Origin of the sequence: Hydrogenophaga palleronii NBRC 102513 (assembly GCF_001571225.1) — a bacterium.
Taxonomy (GTDB): Bacteria; Pseudomonadota; Gammaproteobacteria; order Burkholderiales; family Burkholderiaceae_C; genus Hydrogenophaga; species Hydrogenophaga palleronii.
The window spans coordinates 41,061-60,956 of the sequence record NZ_BCTJ01000015.1; the positions used below are offsets into that span (position 1 = coordinate 41,061).

Genomic DNA, 19,896 nt, shown 5'->3' on the forward strand with positions numbered 1-19,896 from the left:
AATCGTACCCATTTCGGGCGTCCATGCGGTTGAGTGCGAGAAGCCTGCACAGAACAATGCAGCTTTCGTCAATGCAGGAGAGAAGCCCCATGAGCAGCAGTCTGAAAATCGGTATCGCCGGCGGTGGTGTGGGTGGCCTGGCCGCCGCCATCGCGCTGCGCCAGCAGGGCCACGATGTCACCGTGTTCGAGCAGGCCAGGGGCTTCTCGCGCGTGGGGGCAGACATCAACCTCACGCCCAACGTGGTGCGCGCCATCGACGGCCTGGGCGCGGGCGCGTCCATCCGCCGCACCGGCGCACAACCCACTTTCCGCATCAGCCGCGACTGGGACACGGGCCACGAAACCTCGCGCCTGGGCATGAGCAACATCGCCGAGGAACAGTACGGCGCGCCGCAGGTCACCATCCACCGAGCCGACATCCTGGCCGCGCTGGCCGAGCAGTTCCCCATCGAGAACATCCAGTTCGACAAGCGCCTGCAGACGCTCACGCAGAACGACGCCGGCGTGACGCTGCAGTTCGACGACGGCAGCGAGGCCAGCTTTGACGTGGTGGTGGGCGCCGACGGCATTCACTCGCGCGTGCGCACCGCGCTGTTTGGTGAAGAAAGCCCACGCTTCACCGGCGTGGTGTCGTTCCGTTCGGTGGTGCCCACCGAGCGCGTGAAGCATGTGCCCGAGATCGAAGCCTTCACCAAGTGGTGGGGCCCGAACCCGCAGAGCCAGATCGTCACCTTCCCGCTCAACCAGGGCAAGGAAACCTTTGTGTTCGCCACCACCGGCCAGGACAGCTGGACCGAAGAGTCGTGGACGAGCCCGGGCGACGTGAACGAGCTGCGTGGTTTCTACAAAGACTTCCACGCCGATGCACGCGCGCTGCTGGAGGCTTGCGACACCACGCTCAAGAGCGCGCTGTACGAACGCGAGCCGCTGCCGCAATGGTCCAGCGGCACGGTCACGCTGCTGGGTGATGCCTGCCACCCGATGCTGCCCTTCATGGCGCAGGGCGCGGGCATGGCGATTGAAGACGCGGTGGTGCTGGGCCGTGCGCTGGCCGGTGCGGGCAACCGCGCGCAGGCCACCGAGGCGCTGCGCCGCTACGAGAAGACGCGCATGGAGCGCACGGCCAAGATCCAGATCGGTTCGCGCGGCAACCAGTGGATGAAGGGCCAGGGCAACGCCGACTGGGTCTACGGCTACGACGCCTGGCACGTGCCGCTGGCCCAGGCCTGAGTTCCCCCACCCACCCGAAGGAGACAACGCCATGCAAAACCAGAAACGCCACTTCACCCTGGGCCTCATCGGCCTCGCCCTCGCCGCTGCCCTGCCCTTCGCAACGGCGCAGACGTTTCCGAGCAAGCCCATCACGCTGATCGTGCCCTTCCCGCCCGGCGGTGGGCCCGACCTGGCCGCGCGCGTGCTGGCCGAGAAGATGGCGCCGAAGCTCGGCCAGCCCATCGTGGTGGACAACCGCCCTGGCGCGGGCGCGCTGCTGGGTGCCAGTGCGGTGGCACGCTCCACCCCCGACGGCCACACGCTGCTGCTCACGCCCAACACCATGGTGATCTCGCCCCACGTGCTCCCGAGCGGCGCGGGCGGTGGCGTGGACGTGCACAAAGACCTGGTGCCGGTGATCTCGCCCGTCACCACGCCCATGGTGCTGGTGGCCAACCCGTCGTTGGGTGTGACCAACCTCAAGGCCGCGCTGGAAGCGGCGCGCAAGTCGCCCGGCCTGCCCTACGGCAGCCCCGGCAACGGCTCGCCCATGCACTTCGCGGGCGAAATGCTCAAGCGCTCGGCGCAGGTGGATCTGCTGCACGTGCCCTACCGCGGCGTGGGCCCTTCGCTCACCGCCTCGCTCAGCGGTGAGGTCAAGCTGCTGTTCACCGGCCTGGGGGGCGCCGTGCCGCACATTCGGGGCGGCAAGCTGGTGCCGCTGGCGCTGACCGAGAAGCAACGCTCGCCGCTGCTGCCCGATGTGCCCACCGCCACCGAACAAGGTGTGAGCGGGGTCGAGGTCAACGCCTGGTACGGCGTGTTCGCCCCAACCGGCACGCCCGCACCGGTGATCGCCCGCCTCAACCAGGCATTCAACGAAGCACTGCAGTTGCCCGACGTGCGCGAGCGGCTCGGCGGCGCCGGCCTGGACGTGTTGGGCGGCACGCCGCAGGTGCTGGCCGATTTCATGAAGGCCGACAACGAGCGCTACGGCAAGCTGGCCAAGGAACTCAACATCAAGGCAGACTGAGTTGGCATCCCGCTGCGCCGCTGTGCCGCTGTGGCGCGCCTTCGGGGCTTCGAGGGGAAGCGGCATCTCGGGGCGGCGCAGCCGGACCCTGGATGCCTCTGCTCTGCGATGCCTCTTTCGTCGCGGGCGCTGCTGCGGCCCGCGCCCCACTGAGCCAGACATGAGCCAGGCATGAGATGACGCGACGCCCCAACTTCCTGCTGTTCATCACCGACCAGCACCGTGCCGACCACCTCGGCTGCTACGGCAACACCGAGGTGCGCACACCGCACATCGACGCGCTGGCCGCGCAGGGCTGCCGCTTCGACGACTTCCACGTCGCCACCCCGATCTGCCAGCCCAACCGCGCCTCGCTCATGACCGGGCGCCTGCCCAGCGCGCACGGCCTGCAGATGAACGGGCGCGAGCTCTCGCATGGCGAGCGCACCTTTGTCGAGACCTTGCGCGAGGCCGGTTACCGCACGGCGCTGATGGGCAAGTCGCACCTTCAGAACATCACGGCCGTGCCCGCGCTCTGGCCGGCCGCCGGCCAGCGCCTGCCGCACGACGCGCGCCGGCCCTTTCCCGGGCCGTATGGGCAGGAGATCTGGAAGCGCTGGGAAGACGATCCCGCCTACGAACTCGCGCTGCCCTATTACGGCTTCGAGCAGGTGCGCCTGACCATCGGCCATGCCGACGAGCAGCACGGCCACTGGCGGCGCTGGCTGCGCGAGCAGACGCCCGATGCCGACCGCCTCATCGGCCCCGACAACGCCATACCCACCCCCGGCCTGCAGCTCGGCGCACTGCGCCAGGCCTGGCGCACGCGGGTGCCCGAAGCGCTCTACCCCACGGCCTACATCGCCGGGCAGGCCTGCGACACGCTCACGCGGTTGGCGCAGGACGATGCACCCTTCTTCGTGCAGTGCTCGTTCCCGGACCCGCACCACCCCTTCACCCCGCCCGGGCGCTACTGGGACCTGTTCCGCCCCGAAGACGTGTCGCTGCCCGCGAGCTTCAACGCTGAGCCGATCGATCCCACGCCGCCAGTGCAATGGTTGCGCGAACAGCGTGCGCGCCAGCCCGGCTTCCGCCCCGGTTATGGCGCCTTCGCGTGCAGCGAACAGGAGGCGCGCGAAGCCATCGCGCTCAACCACGGCAGCCTGGCCTGCATCGACGATGCGGTGGGCCGCGTCATGGCGCGGCTGCGCGAGCTGGGCCTGGACGACAACACGGTGGTGATGTTCACCAGCGACCACGGTGAACTGCTGGGCGAGCGCGGCCTGATGTTCAAGGGCGGCCTGCACTGCACCGGGCTCACGCGCGTGCCCTTCATCTGGCGCGACCCGGCACCACAGGCCCCGGCCGGCGCGGCCCGCGCGGCGCTGGCGCAGACCACCGACATCGCAGCCACCGTGCTCGCACGCGCCAGCCTGCCGCCCACCAACGGCATGCACGGGCAATCCCTGCTGCCGGTGGTGGCGGGCGAAGCCGATGCGGTGCGGGAGCACCTGGTGATCGAAGAGGAAAGCCAGCGCGGCGATTTCGGCCTGGACCGGCGGGTGCGCATGCGCACGCTGCGCGACGCCCGCTACCGCCTCACCGTCTACGACGGCCAGGCCTGGGGCGAACTGCACGATCTGCAGGAAGACCCGCTGGAGTTGCACAACCTCTGGGATGACGCGGCTTCGCTGCCCTTGCGGCGCGAACGCATGGAACAGCTGGCGCGCGCGATGTTGGCGGCGGCGGACCAGAGCCCCTACCCGAGCGCGGCCGCCTGAGGCTGGCGCCACCGGGCCTGGTGGCGCTGATGCATCGACGCCATCGCTCGTATTCATGAAGAATAATCATTTTTAGGAATTGATCGCCACCCCTACAGTCGCGCCCATGCCCCGCGGGGCCAGCAGAACTACAGGAGCGATCGAATGGAGAAAGTCCTCAGCGGTATCAAGGTGCTGGAGCAAGGCACCTTCATCACTGGGCCGGCAGCGGGCATGTATCTGGCAGACCTGGGGGCGGAGGTCATCAAGCTGGAGCAGCCCGACACGGGAGACCCCTTCCGGTCTTTTAATGGTGGGCTCTACAGCCCACATTTCCAGACCTACAACCGCAACAAGCGCAGCATCACGCTCAATCCCAAACAGGCGGATGACGCCGCCGTGTTCGACGAACTGGTGAAGGACGCGGACGTCTACATCCAGAACTTCCGCCCCGGTGCGGCCGAACGCCTGGGCGCGGGCGAGACCCGCTTGCGCGGCCTCAACAGCCGCCTGATCTACTGCGCCATCAGCGGCTTTGGACAGACCGGCCCGGCGGCCGGGCGACCGGCCTACGATTCGGTGGCGCAGGCCGCCAGCGGCTTCCTCAAGCTGATCGTCAACCCGGCCAACCCGCGCGTGGTCGGGCCCGCCATGGCCGATGCACTGACCGGCTTTTACGCCGCCTACGGCATCCTCGGCGCGCTGGTCGAACGTGGGCGCACCGGGGTTGGCCGCAAGGTCGAGGTGTCGATGCTGGAGGCCATGTGCCACTTCAACCTCGACGCCTACACCCACCTGTTTTCCGAGAACGAGATCATGGGGCCGTTCAGCCGGCCGAGCGTGTCGCAGTCCTATGTGCTGGAGTGCGCCGACGGTCGCTGGATCGCCTTGCACATGTCGTCGCCGGAAAAGTTCTGGCAGGGCCTGGCCAAGGCCATTGAGCGGCCCCGGCTGTTCGACGACACGCGCTTTTCCACCCGCAGCGCCCGCATTGCCCACCAGGAGGCCTTGATCGTGCTGCTGGGCGACCTGTTTCGCCTGCGTGAGCGATCCGACTGGTGCCGGCGACTGGAGGCCGAAGACGTGCCGCACGCACCGATGTACGACACCCACGAAGCGATGCAGGACCCGCAGGCGATCCACCTGCAGTTGAAGGTCGGTGCGCCGCATCCGTTGGGCGGCGACTGGCACACCATCCGCTCGCCGGTCAGCTTCGACGGGCAACGCCCGCTCGACGTCACCGCACCGCCCACCCTGGGCGCCGACAACGCGGCGCTGGTAGAACCGATCCGACAACGCCTGCGTGCCGCGCAGGCCGCCGCCGCCGCCGTTCCCACCCACAGCAACGCACAGAAGCAACCATGATCCCCTCGAACGAAAACGAACTCACCCACGCCGTGCTGGACCGCCTGACGGGGGCCAGCGACCCACGTTTCGTGCAGGTCATGAGCTCACTGATCCAGCACCTGCACGCCTTCGTGCGCGAGGTGGATCTGACGCCGGACGAATGGATGAAGAGCATCCAGTTCCTCACCGCCGTCGGCCAGACCTGCGACGACAAGCGCCAGGAATTCATTCTGCTGTCCGACACCCTGGGTGTATCGATGATGGTGGTGATGCTGCAGCAGGCGCGCGCCGCCATGGGCGGGGGGGAGCAAGCCGCGGCCACCGAATCCAACGAGCTCGCCACCCAGGCCACGGTGCAAGGGCCGTTCTACTGGGAAGGGGCGCCCGAGCATGCACTGGGCGCCAACATCGCCGAAGGCGTGGTGGGTGAGCCGACCTACTACAGCGGGCGCATCACCAACACCGCAGGCCAGCCGCTTGCCGGTGCCCTGCTCGACATCTGGTCGGGCGATGGCGACGGTTTTTACGACATGCAGATCGCCGGCGCCAGCATGGCCGCACGCGGGCGCATCCGCACCGACCACGAAGGCCGCTACCGCTTCTGGTCGATCCGACCGACCTTTTACCCGGTGCCGGTCGACGGCCCCGTGGGCCGCATGCTCGACGGCATGGGCCGCCACCCCAACCGCCCGGGCCACATCCACATGATGGTGTCGGCCGCGCGGCATGTGCCCCTGACCACCCACCTGTTTGTCGCCGGCAGCCCCTACCTCGACTCCGATGCCGTGTTTGGCGTGCGCCCCAGCCTGATCGTGGACTTCCAGCCGCATCCCGCCGGCAGCGCCCCCGACGGCAGCACCGTGGCCACCCCGTTCTGGTCGGCGCAGTACGACTTCGTGCTCGAACCGAGCGCCGCTTGAGGACAACATCTGATGAAAATCGGCAAAGAAACCATTCCCCGCTCGGCCATCTGCACGGCCGACGAACACACCATCGTGGTGCGCGGCAAGGACCTGTGTGAGGAGTTGATCGGCCATGTGTCCTTCGCCGACTACTTCTTCCTGCTGCTGACCGGCCGCACGCCCGACGCAGCCTGCAGCACGGTGTTGAACGCCACCCTGGTGGCGATTGCCGAACACGGCTTTGTGCCCAGCGTGCAGGCCAGCCGCATGACCTTCGCCGCCGCACCCGATGCCCTGCAAGGTGCCGTTGCCGCGGGCATTCTGGGTTGTGGCTCGGTCATCCTGGGCGCATCGGAAACCGCCGGCCAACTGTTTGCCCGCGTCGCCGCACGCATGGACGCCGGCCTGGCGCTGGATGCCGCCGCCACCGAGGCGATCGCCCAGCTCAAGGCCACGAAGTCGCCCATTCCGGGCTACGGCCATCCACTGCACAAGGCGAACGACCCCCGGGTCGACCGGCTGCTGGCGGTGGCCACCGAAGCCGGTGCCGACCTGCGCTACGTGCACATCGCCCAGGCACTGGAGCGGGCGATCCCGGGCATCGTCGGCCGCGAACTGCGCATGAACGTGTCGGCCGCGATACCGGCCGTGCTGATGGGCGTGGGCTTCCCGGTGGTGTCGCTGCGCGGCGTGCCGATCCTGGCGCGCACCGCCGGACTGATTGCACACCTGGCCGAAGAAGCAGTGCAACCCAGCGGCTTTGCGCTGTCGTACCAGGCCATGCAGAACTACCAATACGACGGCGCCGTGCCCGACGGCTTCGGCGCACAGGCATGACACCAGCCCTGGCCCATGCGGCCATGCCACACCCCAAGCAGCCCCAGGAGCCGCCGCAGCGATCTGCAGTTTCCCTTTGATTTCGAACCACAACAACGGCATTTGCCGGTATAGGAGACAAACCCCATGCGCTTGAAATTCCAACTCATCACGGGCCTGCTGGCAGGCCTGTTGTGCGGCCTCGCCGGTGCGCAGAGCACCGACTGGCCGAACAAACCGATCCGTGTCGTGGTCGGCTTCGCGGCCGGCACACCGCCCGACATCTTTGCCCGCTTGTACAGCGAATACGCCTCGAAGAAGCTCGGCGTGTCGATTGTGGTGGACAACAAGCCGGGGGCGGCAGGCAACCTCTCCTCGGACATCGTGGCCAAGGCGCCGGCCGACGGCTACACGCTGCTCTACAACCTGTCGACCGGCTTCACGATCAACCCCTTCATCTATTCCAAACTGCCGTTTGATCCCGCCAAGGATTTTGTGCCGGTGGCCACCACCATGCGCCAAGGCCTGGTGCTGATCACGAACCCGAACTTCCAGGCCAAGACCATCGGCGACCTGGTGGCCGCGGCCAAGGCCAAACCCGGCGTCTACACGCACGCCTCGTACGGTGCCGGCAGCCCCTCACACCTGATCGTCGAATGGCTGAAGGAAGAGAGCAAGATCGACATGCTCCATGTGCCCTACCGTGCCAGCCCGATCCCCGACCTGTTGGGCGGACAGGTCGATACGCTGATGGAGCCGATCGCCACCGCCATGCCCCTGATCAGCAGCGGGCGTGCCAAGGCCCTGGCGTACTCGGAGACCGCGCGCCACCCTTCGTTGCCCGAAGTGCCGACCCTGGCCGAGGTGGTGCCGGGCCTGAGCGTGAGTTCCTGGCACGGTATCTGGGCGCCAGCGGCCACGCCGGTCAACGTGCTGAACCGGCTCAACAGTGTGCTGGTGGAAGCCAGCAAGGATCCCGACATGGCCAAACGCATCCGCGATCTGAACGTCGAGCCGCTAGGCCTGAGCCGGGCCGAGATGGCGGCGATGGTGAAGAAGGATGCGGACGTCTTCGGCCGCATCGTCAAGGCCAAGAACATCACGCTCGACTGAGGCAGAACACGCCGCAAGGCACCACGAAGCGCTTGGCGCCGCCATGGGCGGCGCCAAGCGCTTCGTGGTGCGCTCAAACCTCCTTCGCGAGACTGCCGTTGAAGCCCAGCTTGCGAACGATGGCGGAGAACGAACGCGCCTCGGGCGAGGGGTGATCGGACTTGCGGCGCAGGATGCCGGGAGTGCGGATCGGTGTCGGGCTCTCGATCGGAATCGCCCTGAGCACGCTGCCTTGCGGCACCACACTGCCGGAGACGATGGTGGCGATGGGCATGCGCTCCACCAGCGACAACATCGGACCCACGGTGTTCATTTCGGCCAGCACACGCGGCTCGGCGCCACTGGCCACAAAACACTCGTCCAGCAAGGTTCGCGTGGCGAACTCGGGCGACAACAGCACCAGCGCCTGGCGGTGCAACTCCACCATGCGCACGCGCCGCCGCTTGAACAGCGGGTGGCCAGGACCGACCACCAACACCATCTCTTCATTGAACAAGGGTTCAAACACCAGTCCACTCAAGGCGGTCGGCCGATAGGCGATGCCGAGGTCCAGATCGCCGGAGCGCACCTGGCTGACGATGTTGTCGGCGCTGAGTTCCTGCACCGCCATGTGCACCGTCGGGTGCTGCTGCATGAAGAGCGCCACACATTGTGGAATGAAGCCGAGGTTGGACGAATGCGTGGCGCCCACACGCACACGGCCCTGTAACGCCTCCTCCTCCGCCTTGAGCGCGCCCACGCCTTGGTCGACCTCCTTGAGCGCGCGGGTGGCGTAGGCCAGAAAGGTCTCGCCGGCATCCGTCAGCACCACCTTCTTGCCGACGCGATCGAACAGCGCCGTGCCTAGCTCCTCTTCAAGCTGGCGGATCTGGTGCGAGAGCGTGGACTGCGTGACATGCACTTTTTCAGCGGCACGAGTGAAGCTCAAAGAAGCGGCCAGCGCGGCGAAGTAGCGGAGATGTCGTAGTTCCATGGGGTCCGTTCATTGCATTCACAGCATCGATGGTCAGAGGTCGTAAAAACTATATCGATAGTGCCATGCCGTGGCAATAAAAACCGCTGCGGCATTTGATAAAACCCTGCAACACAGGCCAAACGTCAAGCCCCGGCGGTTTTTTCTTCATCGACGCGGTCAATCATTACCATTGAAATTCGCCCTTCGCCTGTGGCGCTTGCACTGCTAGATTGGTTCGCGACGTCCGGACGCTGGCCAGGCCGGGCAGACCCAACAGAGCTGCCAGCGAGGACAGCAACGCAAACCCCTGACCTCAGAACGAATCCTCCAATACCAGGAGACCAACCCTATGGATCGACGTAACTTCATGCGCAACGCGGCCGCCGGCGCCGCGACCATCTCCACCCTGCACCCTGCACCCTGCACCCTGCACCCTGTGGTGGTGGCGGTGGTGACAACAACGGGGTCGACGACAGTGCGACCACCGATCTGTTGCTCGTCAACGGGCGCATCCACACCATGGACGATCGCGACAGCGTGATCACGTCGATCGGCATCCGCAACGGTGTGTTTGTGCTGGACAGCGACATCGATCGCAACCGCGCGCGCGTCATCGATCTGCGTGGCAAGACGGTCGCGCCTGGTTTGATCGAAAGCCACACCCACTTCATCAGCCTGGCGAATCGCCCGGAATACCACGTCGCGCAATGGGAGCTCGCCTCCAACATTGCGAAGTTGTTGGCGATATTGAAAGCGCGGCGCGACGCCGGCGTGCCGGAAGGACAGTTCATCACGGCCATGGGGGCCGGCACGCCACGCATCTTCAGCGAAGCGCACCTGCCGACGCTGGAGGAGATCGACAGCCAGTGGCATCCACGCCGGCATCCACCAGGACGGCGTGCACATTGACCTCACAACCCTTGGTTCGCGCTCCACTACGCCACCACCGGCCTCAACCTGGCGGGCGAGCAGATCAACCCAGGGCAGCAGATCACGCGCACACAGGCGCTCAAAGCCTATACGCGTGAGAAGGCCTGGTACCTGAACCGGGAAAACGAGCTCGGGTCGATCGAGTTGGGCAAGTGGGCAAGTGGGCCGACCTTGTCGTGCTGGACCACGACTACTTCACGGTGAGCGACGCCGACATGCACAAGATCACCTGTGACCTGACCATCATTGCCGGCAATGTGGTGCACGACACCGGCGCCCTCTAGGCCCCTGGCGCCGGCGCATCCACGCCGATAGACAGCCCCGGTGCGCCCTGGCTGGCGCACCGGGGCCAGAGCGGCCTCAGATGTCGAGCACCAGGCGGTCGCTCTTGCAACCGGAGACGCAGACCATCATGGCCGTGTTGGCCGCACGCTCGGCATCGGTGAGCACCATGTCGCGGTGATCCGGAATGCCTTCGAGCACCTTGGTTTCGCACGAACCGCAGATGCCCTCTTCGCAACTGAAGGGCACGTCGGCGTTGATCTCGATCAGGCGCTTGTGCAGCGTGGTGTCTGGCGTGACTTCAAACGTCTGGCCGCTGCGGCGCAGCTCGACGGTGAAGGTCGTCTTCGCATCGGCCGCGGCCGCCACCTCGACCGCGGTGAAGCGTTCGATGTGCGCGTTGGTGTGGCCCAGCGCGGCGCAGGTCTTCTCGAAGTTGTCCAGCATCACGGCCGGGCCGCACGCGTAGTAGTGCTCGCCCGAGGCCACGGCACGGCGGCCGAGCAAGGCGGTGAGGTCGGGCGGGCCGCCCTTCTCGTCGTCGAAGTGCCAGGCCACCGGCACGCCGAGCGCTTCGATTTCGGCCGCGAAGGCCGCGCTCTGGCGCGAGCGCGCGAAGTACAGGAACTCGAAGCTGCGCCCTTCGTCTTTCAAACGGCGCGCCATGCACATCATCGGCGTGACGCCAATGCCACCGGCCACCAGCACCGAGTGCGAGGCGCCCTCGTGCAGCGGGAAGTTGTTGCGCGGCGCGCTGATGGTGATGCGCATGCCGATGCGCAGCTGCTCGTGCACGCAGCGCGAGCCGCCGCGGCTGGCGCGGTCTTTCAGCACGCCGACCACGTAGCGGCCACGTTCCTGGCAGTTGTTGGACAGCGAGTAGCTGCGCACCATGCCGTTGGGCAGGTGCAGGTCGATGTGCGAACCGGCTTCAAAGGGCGGGAATTCCACGCCCGAAACCGGGCGCAGGTCCACGCTGATGATGTCGTCGGCTTCGTGGCGCAGCGTGTGCACCCAGGCTTGCAATGTGTTGGCGTTGTTGCTCATCCCGCGATTCTCACACGGTCTTGTCGAGCTGGGCCTTGGCCAGGTTCCTCAGGTGACGGCGCAGACGCACGATGCCCATGTCGTGTGCGTACAGGTGCTCGCGCTTGTTGGCATCGGGCTCCATGTTCTCCACCGCCACGCGGTCCTGCTCGAGCACGTTCCAGTGGCGCTCTTCCAGGCGGTTCTTGTAGAGGAAGCGCCAGGTGTCGCGTTGCCAGCCGGTCACGCGGCGGCAGCGCCAGTGGAACACGCCGGAGGTGCGGCTGCTGATGGGCGTGTAGCTGCCGATGATGGTGAAGTTGCCGCCGGGGCCGCCGGTCTTGGGATACGGGATCTCCAGGCGCATCACGTGGATGCCGAGGTCCATCCACTCGGTCCAGTCGAAGTTCACGCCGCGCTGGCCCTTCTTCTCGAAGCAGAAGCCGTTGGGAATGTCGCGGATCTGGAACTCGGCCTGGTTGTCGCCTTCACTCATGGTGTGCGACTGCTTGTGCAGGTACACGCCGTGCATCGGGTCCATCACGTTGTCGACCACGTAGCGGTAATCGCCGCCCCACTCGGTGTAGCAGAGGAAGGACGACCACTCGGGCGAGGTCAGCTCTTCCGGCAACTGCAGCGGCGGTGCCTCGTCGAGGATGGGGTTGCTGGCGTTGTAGAGAAAGATCGCGCCGGCCGCTTCGGCGGCATGGAACATGCGCGCGGGGCGCGAGCCTTCGAGCTTGCAGCCGGGGCTGCCGGGCACGCGGGTCACGGTGCCGTCGCAGCGCACTTCAACGCCGTGGTACGGGCAGGCCAAGCGGTCGCCCAGGTTCACGCCGAGCGAGAGTGGCGCGCCACGGTGCGGGCAGTGGTCTTCCAGCGCGTGCACCTTGCCGGTGGCGTCACGCCAGATCGCGATCTTGTAGCCGAGGCGGCGCAGCGAGACCGGGTCGTTCTTGACGAAGTTCGATGGGCAGACCGGAAACCACAGGTCTTTCAGGCCGACTTCAAGGACGGCATCGACCGGGTCGAGCTGGACGTTGATGACAGAGGTATCCATGGACGTGTCTCCTGGCGGGTGGGGCTGGGGTCGTTTTGGTATGTGGCGTGGGGCGCTTGGCGCGCTCAGGCGCCGAGGCGCGCCATTTCCTGCTGGAACGACTGCTCGCTCCAGCGCTGGCCGTTCGGGCCCGAAGGGCCGGCGTCGTTGAGGTACTTCACCACGCCTTCCAGGTCGTGGATGCCTTGCGCATACGCGCGCTCGATCGAGTCACCCAGCAAGCCTTCGTACGAGGTCGGCGGTGCGGTGCGCGACTGGTGGGTTTCGTTGTACAGATCGGGGGTTCGCATGGGTGGTCTCCGTTGCTTCATTCCGTGGGGGGCTTGACCTTGTCGGTCATGAATTTGCCGCTGGGCGCCGCGGCGTTGATCTGGCGGCGGGTGTTGCCGTCGATCCCGCCCTTGATGGCCCATTCAGCAAAAACGGTCGGGCCGGGCGTGAATTCGCGCGGCTGCCAATCGGCGGTGAGTTCGTCTTCGTCGGTGTAGTACTCCACCAGCGCGCCGGCGGGGCATTCGAAGTACCAGAACATGGCCGAGGAAATGGGGTGGCGGCCCGGGCCGAGTTCGGTGGTCCAGCCGCTGCGCGACATGTGCATGCCGCCGCCCACCACCTCGTGCAGATCGCGCACGGCGAAGGCCACGTGGTTCAGGCCCTTGCGCGGCTCGGGTGGCTGCAGCAGGAACAGGTCGTGGTGGCCGCCTTCTGGCGCGCAGCGCAGGAACAGGCCGCGGCCGGGGTAGCTGTCGGAGACGGTGAAGTCGAGGTTGTCGAGATAGAACGCGCCGGTGGCCTTGATGTCGGTCACGAAGAAGACCACATGGCCCACTTCAACCGGCGCGGCGCGGTCGTAGGCGGGGCTGCGCTGGTTCACGCGCTTGCGCTCGCTCCAGGTGTTGACCACCGCGCTCTCGATCTTCACGTCGCGCTTCTTCGTGAGCTGCAGGCGCACGGCCAGGCCATTGGGGTCGGTGCAGCCGATGCGGCCGTCGGCGTCGACGAAGCCGGGTTGGTTCTGCAGGCGGCTGCGGTAGAGCGCCAGGCTCTCGGGCGAGTCCACGCCCCAGACCACTTCGCGCAGCGTCGGATCGGGCTCGACACCCGCCGGCAGGCCGGGCTTGTCGGAATGGGCCACCACCACGCGGCAGCCATTGAGCGACTCGAACACCAGCTCTTGCGCGGCCTCGCTCACCAACGTGAGGCCCCAGTCCAGGAAGAACTGCCGGCAACGCGGCAGATCGGCAGCGCCGTAGGTGATTTGATCAATGCCCAACACGCTCATCTGCTGTCCTTGAAGTGCCTGGTCGCCGCGGCGCCCGAGCGTTTCTTTAGTAAATCGCTGTTTCTTTCTTGAAACGACCTGAATTTTACCGACAAACCTCCAGCGTGTGAAGAGGACCGCAGAGTAATTTGCTCGGCTATGCGTTGCCCGGCCATGCGCCGCAACGCGTGAAGCGCGCCGCTTGCAGAAGCAACCAGGGTCCGGCTGCGCCGGAAGGTGCGCCACAGAGAGGGCGATAGAGATAGAGAGAGAAAAAGGGGGAGCCGCAAAGCGGCGCAGGGAGAAGCGCCTCTTCAGGCCACCGCCTGCCAGCCACCGTCGGTGGACAGGGCTTCTTCGCGGTGCACCGGCATCAGCCAGCCATGCTGCGGGCTGACCTGGGCCGAGATGTCGATGCGCGGGGGCTGCGCAAACACACTGCCGAAGATGGTGGCGAACGAGACGTCGGCCGCGTCGCGCCCAGTGCCGATGCGCAGAAAGCCCATCGGGATCGCCGTGCCCGAGGGGTCGAAGATGTACCAGCGGTGCCCGATGTAGGCCTCCACATAGGCGTGGAAGTCGGTCGGGCCCAGGGCCGGGTCGGCGCCGAAGTCGATCGCGGTGGTGAAGCGCGCGGGAATGTTGAGCGCGCGGCACAGGGTGATCATCAGGTGCGCGAAGTCGCGGCACACGCCCTTGTGGTCGTTCATGGTGTCCAGCGCCGAGGTCATGGAGTTGCTGGTGCCCGACTCGAAAGTCACCTGGCTCTGCACCCACTTCTGGATCGCCTGCACGCGGCGGTAACCCTGCGGCACCTGGCCGAACAGATCGTTGGCCATGGCCGTCACACAGTCGGACTGGCAGTAGCGGCTCGGGTAGATATAGGCCAGTGCCTCCGGCGGCAGCTGCGCCACCGGGGTCTCGCGGATGTCGTCGGGTTGCTCCACGTGGTGGGCAATGTCCAGCGTGGCGCGGTAACGCAGCGACAACGGGCCGGGCACGGCCGTCAGGCGCAGGATGCGGGTGCGCGTGGGCGCGTCGGTGTGCATCACCAGCGGCACGGTCTGGCTGATCTGCAGCTCTTCCCACGCCACGGTCTGTTGTGGCGAATGCGCGGCCTGCACGTTGAAGATGAAGTCCGCACCGGGTGCGTGGACTTCGTACTGCAGATCGATGGCGATGTGGAGACGAACCATGTGGGGACACCGGAAAAAAGGTGAGCCCGCCTTGAGGGCGGGTGGCAGCGGCACGGGCCGCTGTGGGTGTTGTGGTGGTGCCGAGAAAGTGACGATTCATCGTAGGCGTGCGCCGCGTGCGCTGTCGGTGCGCTGGCTCACCCAAGGCCATGGGATTCAAAGGCTTCAAAGGGCTTAAGCTCCTGCCACATGCGCGCGCTGCTCACCACGTTCTCCAAGCAAGAGTTGCGCCATCACCCCTGGCGCAACGCCTCGGCCGTGGTGGCGGTGATGCTGGGCGTGGCGCTGGCGTTTGCGGTGCACCTCATCAACGCGTCGGCGCTGGCCGAGTTCTCCAGCGCGGTGAGTTCGGTCAACGGCCAGCCCGATCTGGAACTGCGCGCCAGGCAGGGCGCACTGGACGACGCCTTGCTCGAACGCATTGCTGCACAACCCGGCGTGGCGCTGGCCAGCCCGGTGCTGGAACAGCCACTGCAACTGCCGGACGCGGGCGGCACCCGCATCGGCGTGACCCTGCTCGGCGTGGACGCGCTGGTGGTGGCCGGCCTCTCGCCCGCGCTGATGCCGGTGCCCGATGCCACGGGCAGTGCCGCCGGCGCGCGCCGCCTCGACCTGTTCGCACCCGACGCGGTGTTTCTCAACGCCGCCGCACAACAGGCCTTTGCCGGGCAAGGCACGCTCACGCTGCCCGGCACCCACAAGGCGCTGCGCGTGGCCGGCCGCGTGAACGCCCCCGGCGCACCGCTGCTGGTGATGGACGTGGCGGCGGCGCAGGCCGCCACCGGGCGGATCGGTGAACTCAGCCGCATCGACCTGCGCCTGAACCCGGGCGCACGCGCCAGCGAGGTGCTGTCCGCACTCGCCCTGCCCGCCAACGTGATCGCGCAGCGGCCCGAACAGGCGGGTGAACGCGTCAGCAACCTCTCGCGCGCCTACCGCGTCAACCTCACCGTGCTGGCGCTGGTGGCGCTGTTCACCGGCGCCTTCCTGGTGTTCTCGGTGTTGTCGCTGTCGGTGGCGCGGCGCCAGCCGCAGTTCGCGCTGCTCGGCGTGCTGGGCCTGTCGGGCCGGGAGCGCCTGCGCCTGGTGCTGGCCGAATCGGCCTTGCTCGGCCTGCTGGGCAGCGTGCTCGGCATTGCCCTGGGCACGGCACTGGCCGCGCTGGCGCTGCGCCTGCTCGGGGGTGACCTGGGCGGTGGTTATTTCTCCGGCGACACACCGCCGCTGTTGTGGAGCCCGCTCGCGGCCGGCGTCTATTTGCTGCTGGGTGTGCTGGCGGCGCTGGTGGGCGGCTGGTGGCCAGCGCGTGCCACCGCGCGGCTGGCGCCGGCGCTCGCGCTCAAGGGCCTGGGCGCACCGCCCCGGCCCGGCGCGCGCCGCCACACGCTTGCGCTCGGCCTGGTGCTGCTGGCCGGCGCGCTGGCCTGGGCACCGCCGGTGATGGGCATTCCGCTCGCGGCCTATGCCTCGGTCGGACTGCTGCTGGTGGGCGGCATTGCGGCGCTGCCGCTGGGCGTGGGCTGGTTGCTCGACCGCATTGCTCCGCACCTCACACGCCAAGCCTTGCCCGTGCTGGCGGTGGAACGCGCACGCCGCCTGCGCGAGACCGCGGCCGTGGCCACCAGCGGCGTGGTGGCGAGCCTGGCGCTGTCGGTGGCGCTCACGGTGATGGTGGCGAGCTTTCGCGACTCGGTCACGCAGTGGCTGGACGCGGTGCTGCCGGCGCAGCTCTACGTGCGCAGCATCGGCGCGGGCGGCGACAGCAGCCACCTGCCCGAGCCGTTCGTGAACGCGGTCGCGCGCGTGGACGGTGTGGCACGCGCCGACACGCTGCGCGCCACGCCGGTGCAACTCGCACCCGACCGCCCCGCGGTGATGCTGCTGACGCGCCCGCTGGAGCGGCAAGCCGGCGCCGTGCCCAGCCTGCCCCTGGTTGGCAACCCCCTGCCCGCGCCCGCCGTGCCCGAAGGCGAACGGGTGGTGACGGTGTACGCCAGCGAGGCCATGGTCGACCTGTACGGCGCCGAGCCGGGCAGCTGGTTGCCCGCAATGGCGCTGGCCTTTGCCGAGCCGCAGGTGCGCGGCGTGCATTTCTTCGTTGCCGGGGTCTGGCGCGACTACGCGCGCCAGCACGGCAGCGTGGTGATGGACCGGGCCGACTTCGTGCGCCTCTCGGGCGACACACGCGTGAACGACCTCGCCCTGCACCTGGCCGAAGGCGCCGACGAGAACACGGTGCGCGAACGCGTGCGCGCACTGGCGCAGGCACAGGGTGTGGCCGAGCAGATCGAGTTCGCCTCGGTCGGCCAGATCCGCGCCACCTCGCTGCGCATCTTCGACCGCAGCTTCGCCGTCACCGTCTGGCTGCAGGCGGTGGCCATCGGCATCGGCCTGTTCGGCGTGGCCGCCAGCTTCAGCGCGCAGGTGCTGGCGCGGCGGCGCGAGTTCGGCCTGCTGGCGCACCTGGGCCTGACGCGGGCGCAGATCCTCGGCGTGGTGGCGCTCGAAGGCCTGGCCTGGACGGTGCTGGGCGCCATCGCCGGGCTCGCACTCGGCCTGGCGGTGAGCCTGGTGCTGGTGCACGTGGTCAACCCGCAGAGCTTCCACTGGACCATGGACCTCGTGCTGCCCTGGGCCCGCCTGCTGGCGCTGTGCGCTGCGGTGGTGGTTGCGGGCACGCTCACCGCATGGCTGGCCGGCCAGGCCGCGGCCAGCCGCGACGCGGTGCGCGCGGTGAAGGAAGACTGGTGACCCACAATGCCGGCAAGCCCGCCCCGCACGCTTCTACTGCCCGACACCTCCACATGACCGATTCCATTCAATGGGTGCACCAGGCCATCGCCCGCATCGAAGCCGACTTCTGCCGCAGCGCCGACACCCACCTCATCGACCTGCCCCTGCCGACCTGGCACGCGCACGGCATCGACTTCTATCTCAAGGACGAATCGACCCACCCCACCGGCAGCCTCAAGCACCGGCTGGCGCGCTCGCTGTTCCTGTACGCGCTGTGCAACGGCTGGGTGCGCGAAGGCACCACCGTGGTGGAAGCGTCCAGCGGCTCCACCGCCGTGAGCGAGGCCTACTTTGCGCGCCTGCTCGGCCTGCCGTTCATTGCCGTGGTGCCGCGTGGCACCTCGCAGGAAAAACTTGAGCAGATCACCCACTACGGTGGCCATTGCCATTTCGTGGACAAGGCCGGCGAGGTGTACGCCGCCGCGCAATCGCTCGCCCACGAAACCGGTGGCCACTACATGGACCAGTTCACCAACGCCGAGCGCGCCACCGACTGGCGCGGCAACAACAACATCGCGCAAAGCATGTTCGAGCAGATGGCGCACGAGCGGCACCCGGTGCCGCGCTGGATCGTGGTGGGTGCGGGCACCGGCGGCACCAGCGCCACCATCGGCCGCTTCCTTCGTTACCGGCGCCATGCCAGCCAGCTCTGCGTGGCCGACCCGGCCGGTTCGGTGTTCAGCGCCTACCACCGCCTGCGCGATCCCGCACTCACCGCCGCGGGCTCGCGCATCGAAGGCATCGGCCGCCCGCGCGTGGAGCCCAGCTTCATTCCCGCCCTGGTGGACCGCATGGTTGAGGTGCCCGATGCCGATTCGCTGGCCGCCATGCACGCCCTCTCCGATCTGCTGGGCCGCCGCGTGGGGCCGTCCACCGGCACCAACCTGGTGGCCATGCTCGCGCTGGCGCAGGAGATGAAGGCACGTGGCGAACCAGGCGCCATCCTCTCGCTGCTGTGCGACAGCGGCGAGCGCTACCTCCAGACCTACTTCGACACCGCCTGGGCACTGGAACGTTTTGGTGACGGTACGGCCGCACGCCAGCGCGTGCAGGCACTGCTGGAAGGCTGACAACACCATGGCACCGCTGCGGCCCGGCCTCCTCCCCACGCGGCGCGATGCGGTGCTGGGCATGGCCGGCTGGCTGGTGCTGCCGGCGCTGCAGGCCCAGCCCTCACACCGCCCCGGCGATACTCTGCAGCCGCGCCCGCTGGTGTTCCCGCGTGACCACGGCAGCCACAACCAGACACGCACCGAGTGGTGGTACCTGACCGGCCAGGCCAGCACCGCGCAAGGCCGGCGCTTCGGTTTTCAGGTGACCTTCTTCCGCAGCCGTGTCGACGAAGCGCAAGACCTGCGCAGCCGCCTGGCCGCGCGCCAGCTGCTGTTTGCGCACGCCGCCATCACCGACGTGCAGAGTGGCGAACTGCGGCACGACCAGCGCATCGCACGCTGGAACGGCGAGCCACCCGAGGTGCGCGAACGTGGCGTGTTCGCCAGCACCGAAGACACCCATGTGGTGTTGCGCGACTGGTCGCTGCAGCGCCACGCCGACGGCGGCTACAGCACGCGTGTGGCGGGCAGCAGTGAGCTGGCGATCGTCCTGCGCGCGCAGGCCACACAGGCCTGGCTGCTGCAAGGCGCCCAGGGTTTCTCACGCAAGGGGCCGGACCCGTCGCAGGCCAGCTTCTACGTCAGCCAGCCGCAGCTGCAGGTGCAGGGCACGCTGGGCGTGAAAGGCGAGCGCTTCGAGGTGCAGGGCACGGCCTGGCTGGACCACGAATGGAGCGAGGCCATCCTGCACCCCGAGGCGGTGGGCTGGGACTGGATCGGCATGAACCTGCTCGACGGCAGCAGCCTCACCGCCTTCCAGCTGCGCCGCGCCGATGGCAGCGCGCTGTGGACCGGTGGCTCGTTTCGCCGCGCCGCCGATGCGCAGAGTGCCACCGCCGCGCGCGCCTTCCAGCCCGGAGAGGTGTCATGGACACCGCTGCGCCACTGGACCAGCCCGCTCACGCGTGCGGCCTACCCGGTGGAATGGCGGGTACACACACCGGCCGGCGAACACACGGTGAAGGCGGTGATCGACCCGCAGGAGCTCGACAGCCGCGCCAGCACCGGCACGGTGTACTGGGAAGGCCTGTCCGACCTGCACGACGCGCAGGGCCGCAGCGTGGGCCGCGGTTACCTGGAGATGACGGGTTACGCGCAGCGCCTGGTGCTCTGAGGC

The 19,896-nt window shown here is 67.8% G+C and carries 18 protein-coding genes and 1 pseudogene; 13 read left to right on the forward strand and 6 right to left on the reverse strand.

Translation table 11 applies throughout. The features are described from left to right. Positions 1-89 precede the first annotated feature (89 nt). The 7 genes from HPA01S_RS12265 (at position 90) to HPA01S_RS12295 (ending at position 8,164) form a co-directional block, all read left to right on the forward strand. A complete protein-coding gene (locus HPA01S_RS12265) occupies positions 90-1,232 on the forward strand; it encodes an FAD-dependent monooxygenase (protein ID WP_066270327.1) in 1,143 nt (380 codons plus the stop codon). Between the two features lie 31 nt (positions 1,233-1,263). Further along, entirely contained in the window at positions 1,264-2,247 is a 984-nt protein-coding gene (locus HPA01S_RS12270; RefSeq protein WP_066270328.1) for a Bug family tripartite tricarboxylate transporter substrate binding protein, read from the forward strand. 176 nt (positions 2,248-2,423) lie between these two features. Then, a complete protein-coding gene (locus tag HPA01S_RS12275) occupies positions 2,424-4,007 on the forward strand; it encodes a sulfatase family protein (protein ID WP_066270330.1) in 1,584 nt (527 codons plus the stop codon). Positions 4,008-4,151: 144 nt separating this feature from the next. After that, a complete protein-coding gene (locus tag HPA01S_RS12280) occupies positions 4,152-5,351 on the forward strand; it encodes a CaiB/BaiF CoA transferase family protein (protein WP_066270331.1) in 1,200 nt (399 codons plus the stop codon). After that, positions 5,348-6,253: a dioxygenase family protein gene (locus HPA01S_RS12285; RefSeq protein WP_066270332.1), complete on the forward strand. Its 906-nt coding sequence runs from the start codon at positions 5,348-5,350 to the stop codon at positions 6,251-6,253. The genes HPA01S_RS12280 and HPA01S_RS12285 overlap by 4 nt, the downstream gene beginning before the upstream one ends. Positions 6,254-6,265: 12 nt before the next feature. Continuing rightward, complete coding sequence (locus HPA01S_RS12290; RefSeq protein ID WP_066270333.1) at positions 6,266-7,072, forward strand: citryl-CoA lyase; 807 nt, start codon at positions 6,266-6,268, stop codon at positions 7,070-7,072. Between the two features lie 126 nt (positions 7,073-7,198). After that, positions 7,199-8,164, forward strand: a complete 966-nt coding sequence (locus HPA01S_RS12295; protein ID WP_066270337.1) for a Bug family tripartite tricarboxylate transporter substrate binding protein — start codon at positions 7,199-7,201, stop codon at positions 8,162-8,164. A 73-nt stretch (positions 8,165-8,237) separates the two neighbouring features. Here the strand turns inward: HPA01S_RS12295 and HPA01S_RS12300 are convergent, their stop codons facing one another. Next, on the reverse strand, positions 8,238-9,137 hold the full coding sequence (locus HPA01S_RS12300) for a LysR substrate-binding domain-containing protein (RefSeq protein WP_066270338.1): 900 nt from the start codon (positions 9,135-9,137) through the stop codon (positions 8,238-8,240). A 501-nt stretch (positions 9,138-9,638) separates the two neighbouring features. On the opposite strand from HPA01S_RS12300, the gene HPA01S_RS12305 reads away from it, so the two are divergent. The 3 genes and pseudogenes from HPA01S_RS12305 (at position 9,639) to HPA01S_RS23725 (ending at position 10,333) form a co-directional block, all read left to right on the forward strand. After that, on the forward strand, positions 9,639-10,028 hold the full coding sequence (locus HPA01S_RS12305; protein WP_157084996.1) for an amidohydrolase family protein: 390 nt from the start codon (positions 9,639-9,641) through the stop codon (positions 10,026-10,028). Between the two features lie 18 nt (positions 10,029-10,046). Further along, positions 10,047-10,253, forward strand: a pseudogene (locus HPA01S_RS23830) (hypothetical protein); the annotation flags it as partial. After that, complete coding sequence (locus tag HPA01S_RS23725; RefSeq protein WP_218005346.1) at positions 10,202-10,333, forward strand: amidohydrolase family protein; 132 nt, start codon at positions 10,202-10,204, stop codon at positions 10,331-10,333. The pseudogene HPA01S_RS23830 and the gene HPA01S_RS23725, both read left to right, overlap by 52 nt. A gap of 76 nt (positions 10,334-10,409) precedes the next feature. On the opposite strand, the gene HPA01S_RS12310 is transcribed toward HPA01S_RS23725, so the two are convergent. From HPA01S_RS12310 to HPA01S_RS12330, 5 genes are all read right to left on the reverse strand, one after another. Next, positions 10,410-11,378, reverse strand: coding sequence for a PDR/VanB family oxidoreductase (locus HPA01S_RS12310; RefSeq protein ID WP_066270343.1), 969 nt, complete (start codon positions 11,376-11,378; stop codon positions 10,410-10,412). Between the two features lie 10 nt (positions 11,379-11,388). Continuing rightward, entirely contained in the window at positions 11,389-12,417 is a 1,029-nt protein-coding gene (locus HPA01S_RS12315; RefSeq protein ID WP_066270345.1) for a Rieske 2Fe-2S domain-containing protein, read from the reverse strand. A gap of 65 nt (positions 12,418-12,482) precedes the next feature. Next, a complete protein-coding gene (locus HPA01S_RS12320) occupies positions 12,483-12,707 on the reverse strand; it encodes a recombinase-like helix-turn-helix domain-containing protein (RefSeq protein WP_066270346.1) in 225 nt (74 codons plus the stop codon). 17 nt (positions 12,708-12,724) lie between these two features. Beyond that, positions 12,725-13,699 carry a VOC family protein gene (locus tag HPA01S_RS12325; RefSeq protein ID WP_066270347.1) on the reverse strand — a complete coding sequence of 325 codons (975 nt, stop codon included), beginning with the start codon at positions 13,697-13,699 and terminating at the stop codon, positions 12,725-12,727. A 293-nt stretch (positions 13,700-13,992) separates the two neighbouring features. Further along, positions 13,993-14,874 carry a transglutaminase-like domain-containing protein gene (locus tag HPA01S_RS12330; protein WP_066270349.1) on the reverse strand — a complete coding sequence of 294 codons (882 nt, stop codon included), beginning with the start codon at positions 14,872-14,874 and terminating at the stop codon, positions 13,993-13,995. A 189-nt stretch (positions 14,875-15,063) separates the two neighbouring features. Here HPA01S_RS12330 and HPA01S_RS12335 point away from each other — a divergent pair, with 189 nt between their 5' ends. Genes HPA01S_RS12335 through HPA01S_RS12345 form a run of 3 tightly spaced genes read left to right on the forward strand, consistent with a single transcriptional unit; the run spans position 15,064 to position 19,893 of the window. Next, positions 15,064-17,625: an ABC transporter permease gene (locus tag HPA01S_RS12335; RefSeq protein ID WP_066270353.1), complete on the forward strand. Its 2,562-nt coding sequence runs from the start codon at positions 15,064-15,066 to the stop codon at positions 17,623-17,625. 53 nt (positions 17,626-17,678) lie between these two features. Then, positions 17,679-18,737, forward strand: a complete 1,059-nt coding sequence (locus HPA01S_RS12340) for a PLP-dependent cysteine synthase family protein (RefSeq protein WP_066270354.1) — start codon at positions 17,679-17,681, stop codon at positions 18,735-18,737. Positions 18,738-18,744: 7 nt separating this feature from the next. Further along, positions 18,745-19,893, forward strand: coding sequence for a lipocalin-like domain-containing protein (locus HPA01S_RS12345; RefSeq protein WP_084360653.1), 1,149 nt, complete (start codon positions 18,745-18,747; stop codon positions 19,891-19,893). Positions 19,894-19,896: the final 3 nt, after the last annotated feature.

Bases quoted from the DNA above. Each gene is read 5' to 3' on its own strand.
- HPA01S_RS12265 (WP_066270327.1), top strand. From the start codon at position 90: ATGAGCAGCAGTCTGAAAATCGGTATCGCCGGCGGTGGTGTGGGTGGC.
- HPA01S_RS12270 (WP_066270328.1), top strand. From the start codon at position 1,264: ATGCAAAACCAGAAACGCCACTTCACCCTGGGCCTCATCGGCCTCGCC.
- HPA01S_RS12275 (WP_066270330.1), top strand. From the start codon at position 2,424: ATGACGCGACGCCCCAACTTCCTGCTGTTCATCACCGACCAGCACCGT.
- HPA01S_RS12280 (WP_066270331.1), top strand. From the start codon at position 4,152: ATGGAGAAAGTCCTCAGCGGTATCAAGGTGCTGGAGCAAGGCACCTTC.
- HPA01S_RS12285 (WP_066270332.1), top strand. From the start codon at position 5,348: ATGATCCCCTCGAACGAAAACGAACTCACCCACGCCGTGCTGGACCGC.
- HPA01S_RS12290 (WP_066270333.1), top strand. From the start codon at position 6,266: ATGAAAATCGGCAAAGAAACCATTCCCCGCTCGGCCATCTGCACGGCC.
- HPA01S_RS12295 (WP_066270337.1), top strand. From the start codon at position 7,199: ATGCGCTTGAAATTCCAACTCATCACGGGCCTGCTGGCAGGCCTGTTG.
- HPA01S_RS12300 (WP_066270338.1), bottom strand. From the start codon at position 9,137: ATGGAACTACGACATCTCCGCTACTTCGCCGCGCTGGCCGCTTCTTTG.
- HPA01S_RS12305 (WP_157084996.1), top strand. From the start codon at position 9,639: ATGGACGATCGCGACAGCGTGATCACGTCGATCGGCATCCGCAACGGT.
- HPA01S_RS12310 (WP_066270343.1), bottom strand. From the start codon at position 11,378: ATGAGCAACAACGCCAACACATTGCAAGCCTGGGTGCACACGCTGCGC.
- HPA01S_RS12315 (WP_066270345.1), bottom strand. From the start codon at position 12,417: ATGGATACCTCTGTCATCAACGTCCAGCTCGACCCGGTCGATGCCGTC.
- HPA01S_RS12320 (WP_066270346.1), bottom strand. From the start codon at position 12,707: ATGCGAACCCCCGATCTGTACAACGAAACCCACCAGTCGCGCACCGCA.
- HPA01S_RS12325 (WP_066270347.1), bottom strand. From the start codon at position 13,699: ATGAGCGTGTTGGGCATTGATCAAATCACCTACGGCGCTGCCGATCTG.
- HPA01S_RS12330 (WP_066270349.1), bottom strand. From the start codon at position 14,874: ATGGTTCGTCTCCACATCGCCATCGATCTGCAGTACGAAGTCCACGCA.
- HPA01S_RS12335 (WP_066270353.1), top strand. From the start codon at position 15,064: ATGCGCGCGCTGCTCACCACGTTCTCCAAGCAAGAGTTGCGCCATCAC.
- HPA01S_RS12340 (WP_066270354.1), top strand. From the start codon at position 17,679: ATGACCGATTCCATTCAATGGGTGCACCAGGCCATCGCCCGCATCGAA.
- HPA01S_RS12345 (WP_084360653.1), top strand. From the start codon at position 18,745: ATGGCACCGCTGCGGCCCGGCCTCCTCCCCACGCGGCGCGATGCGGTG.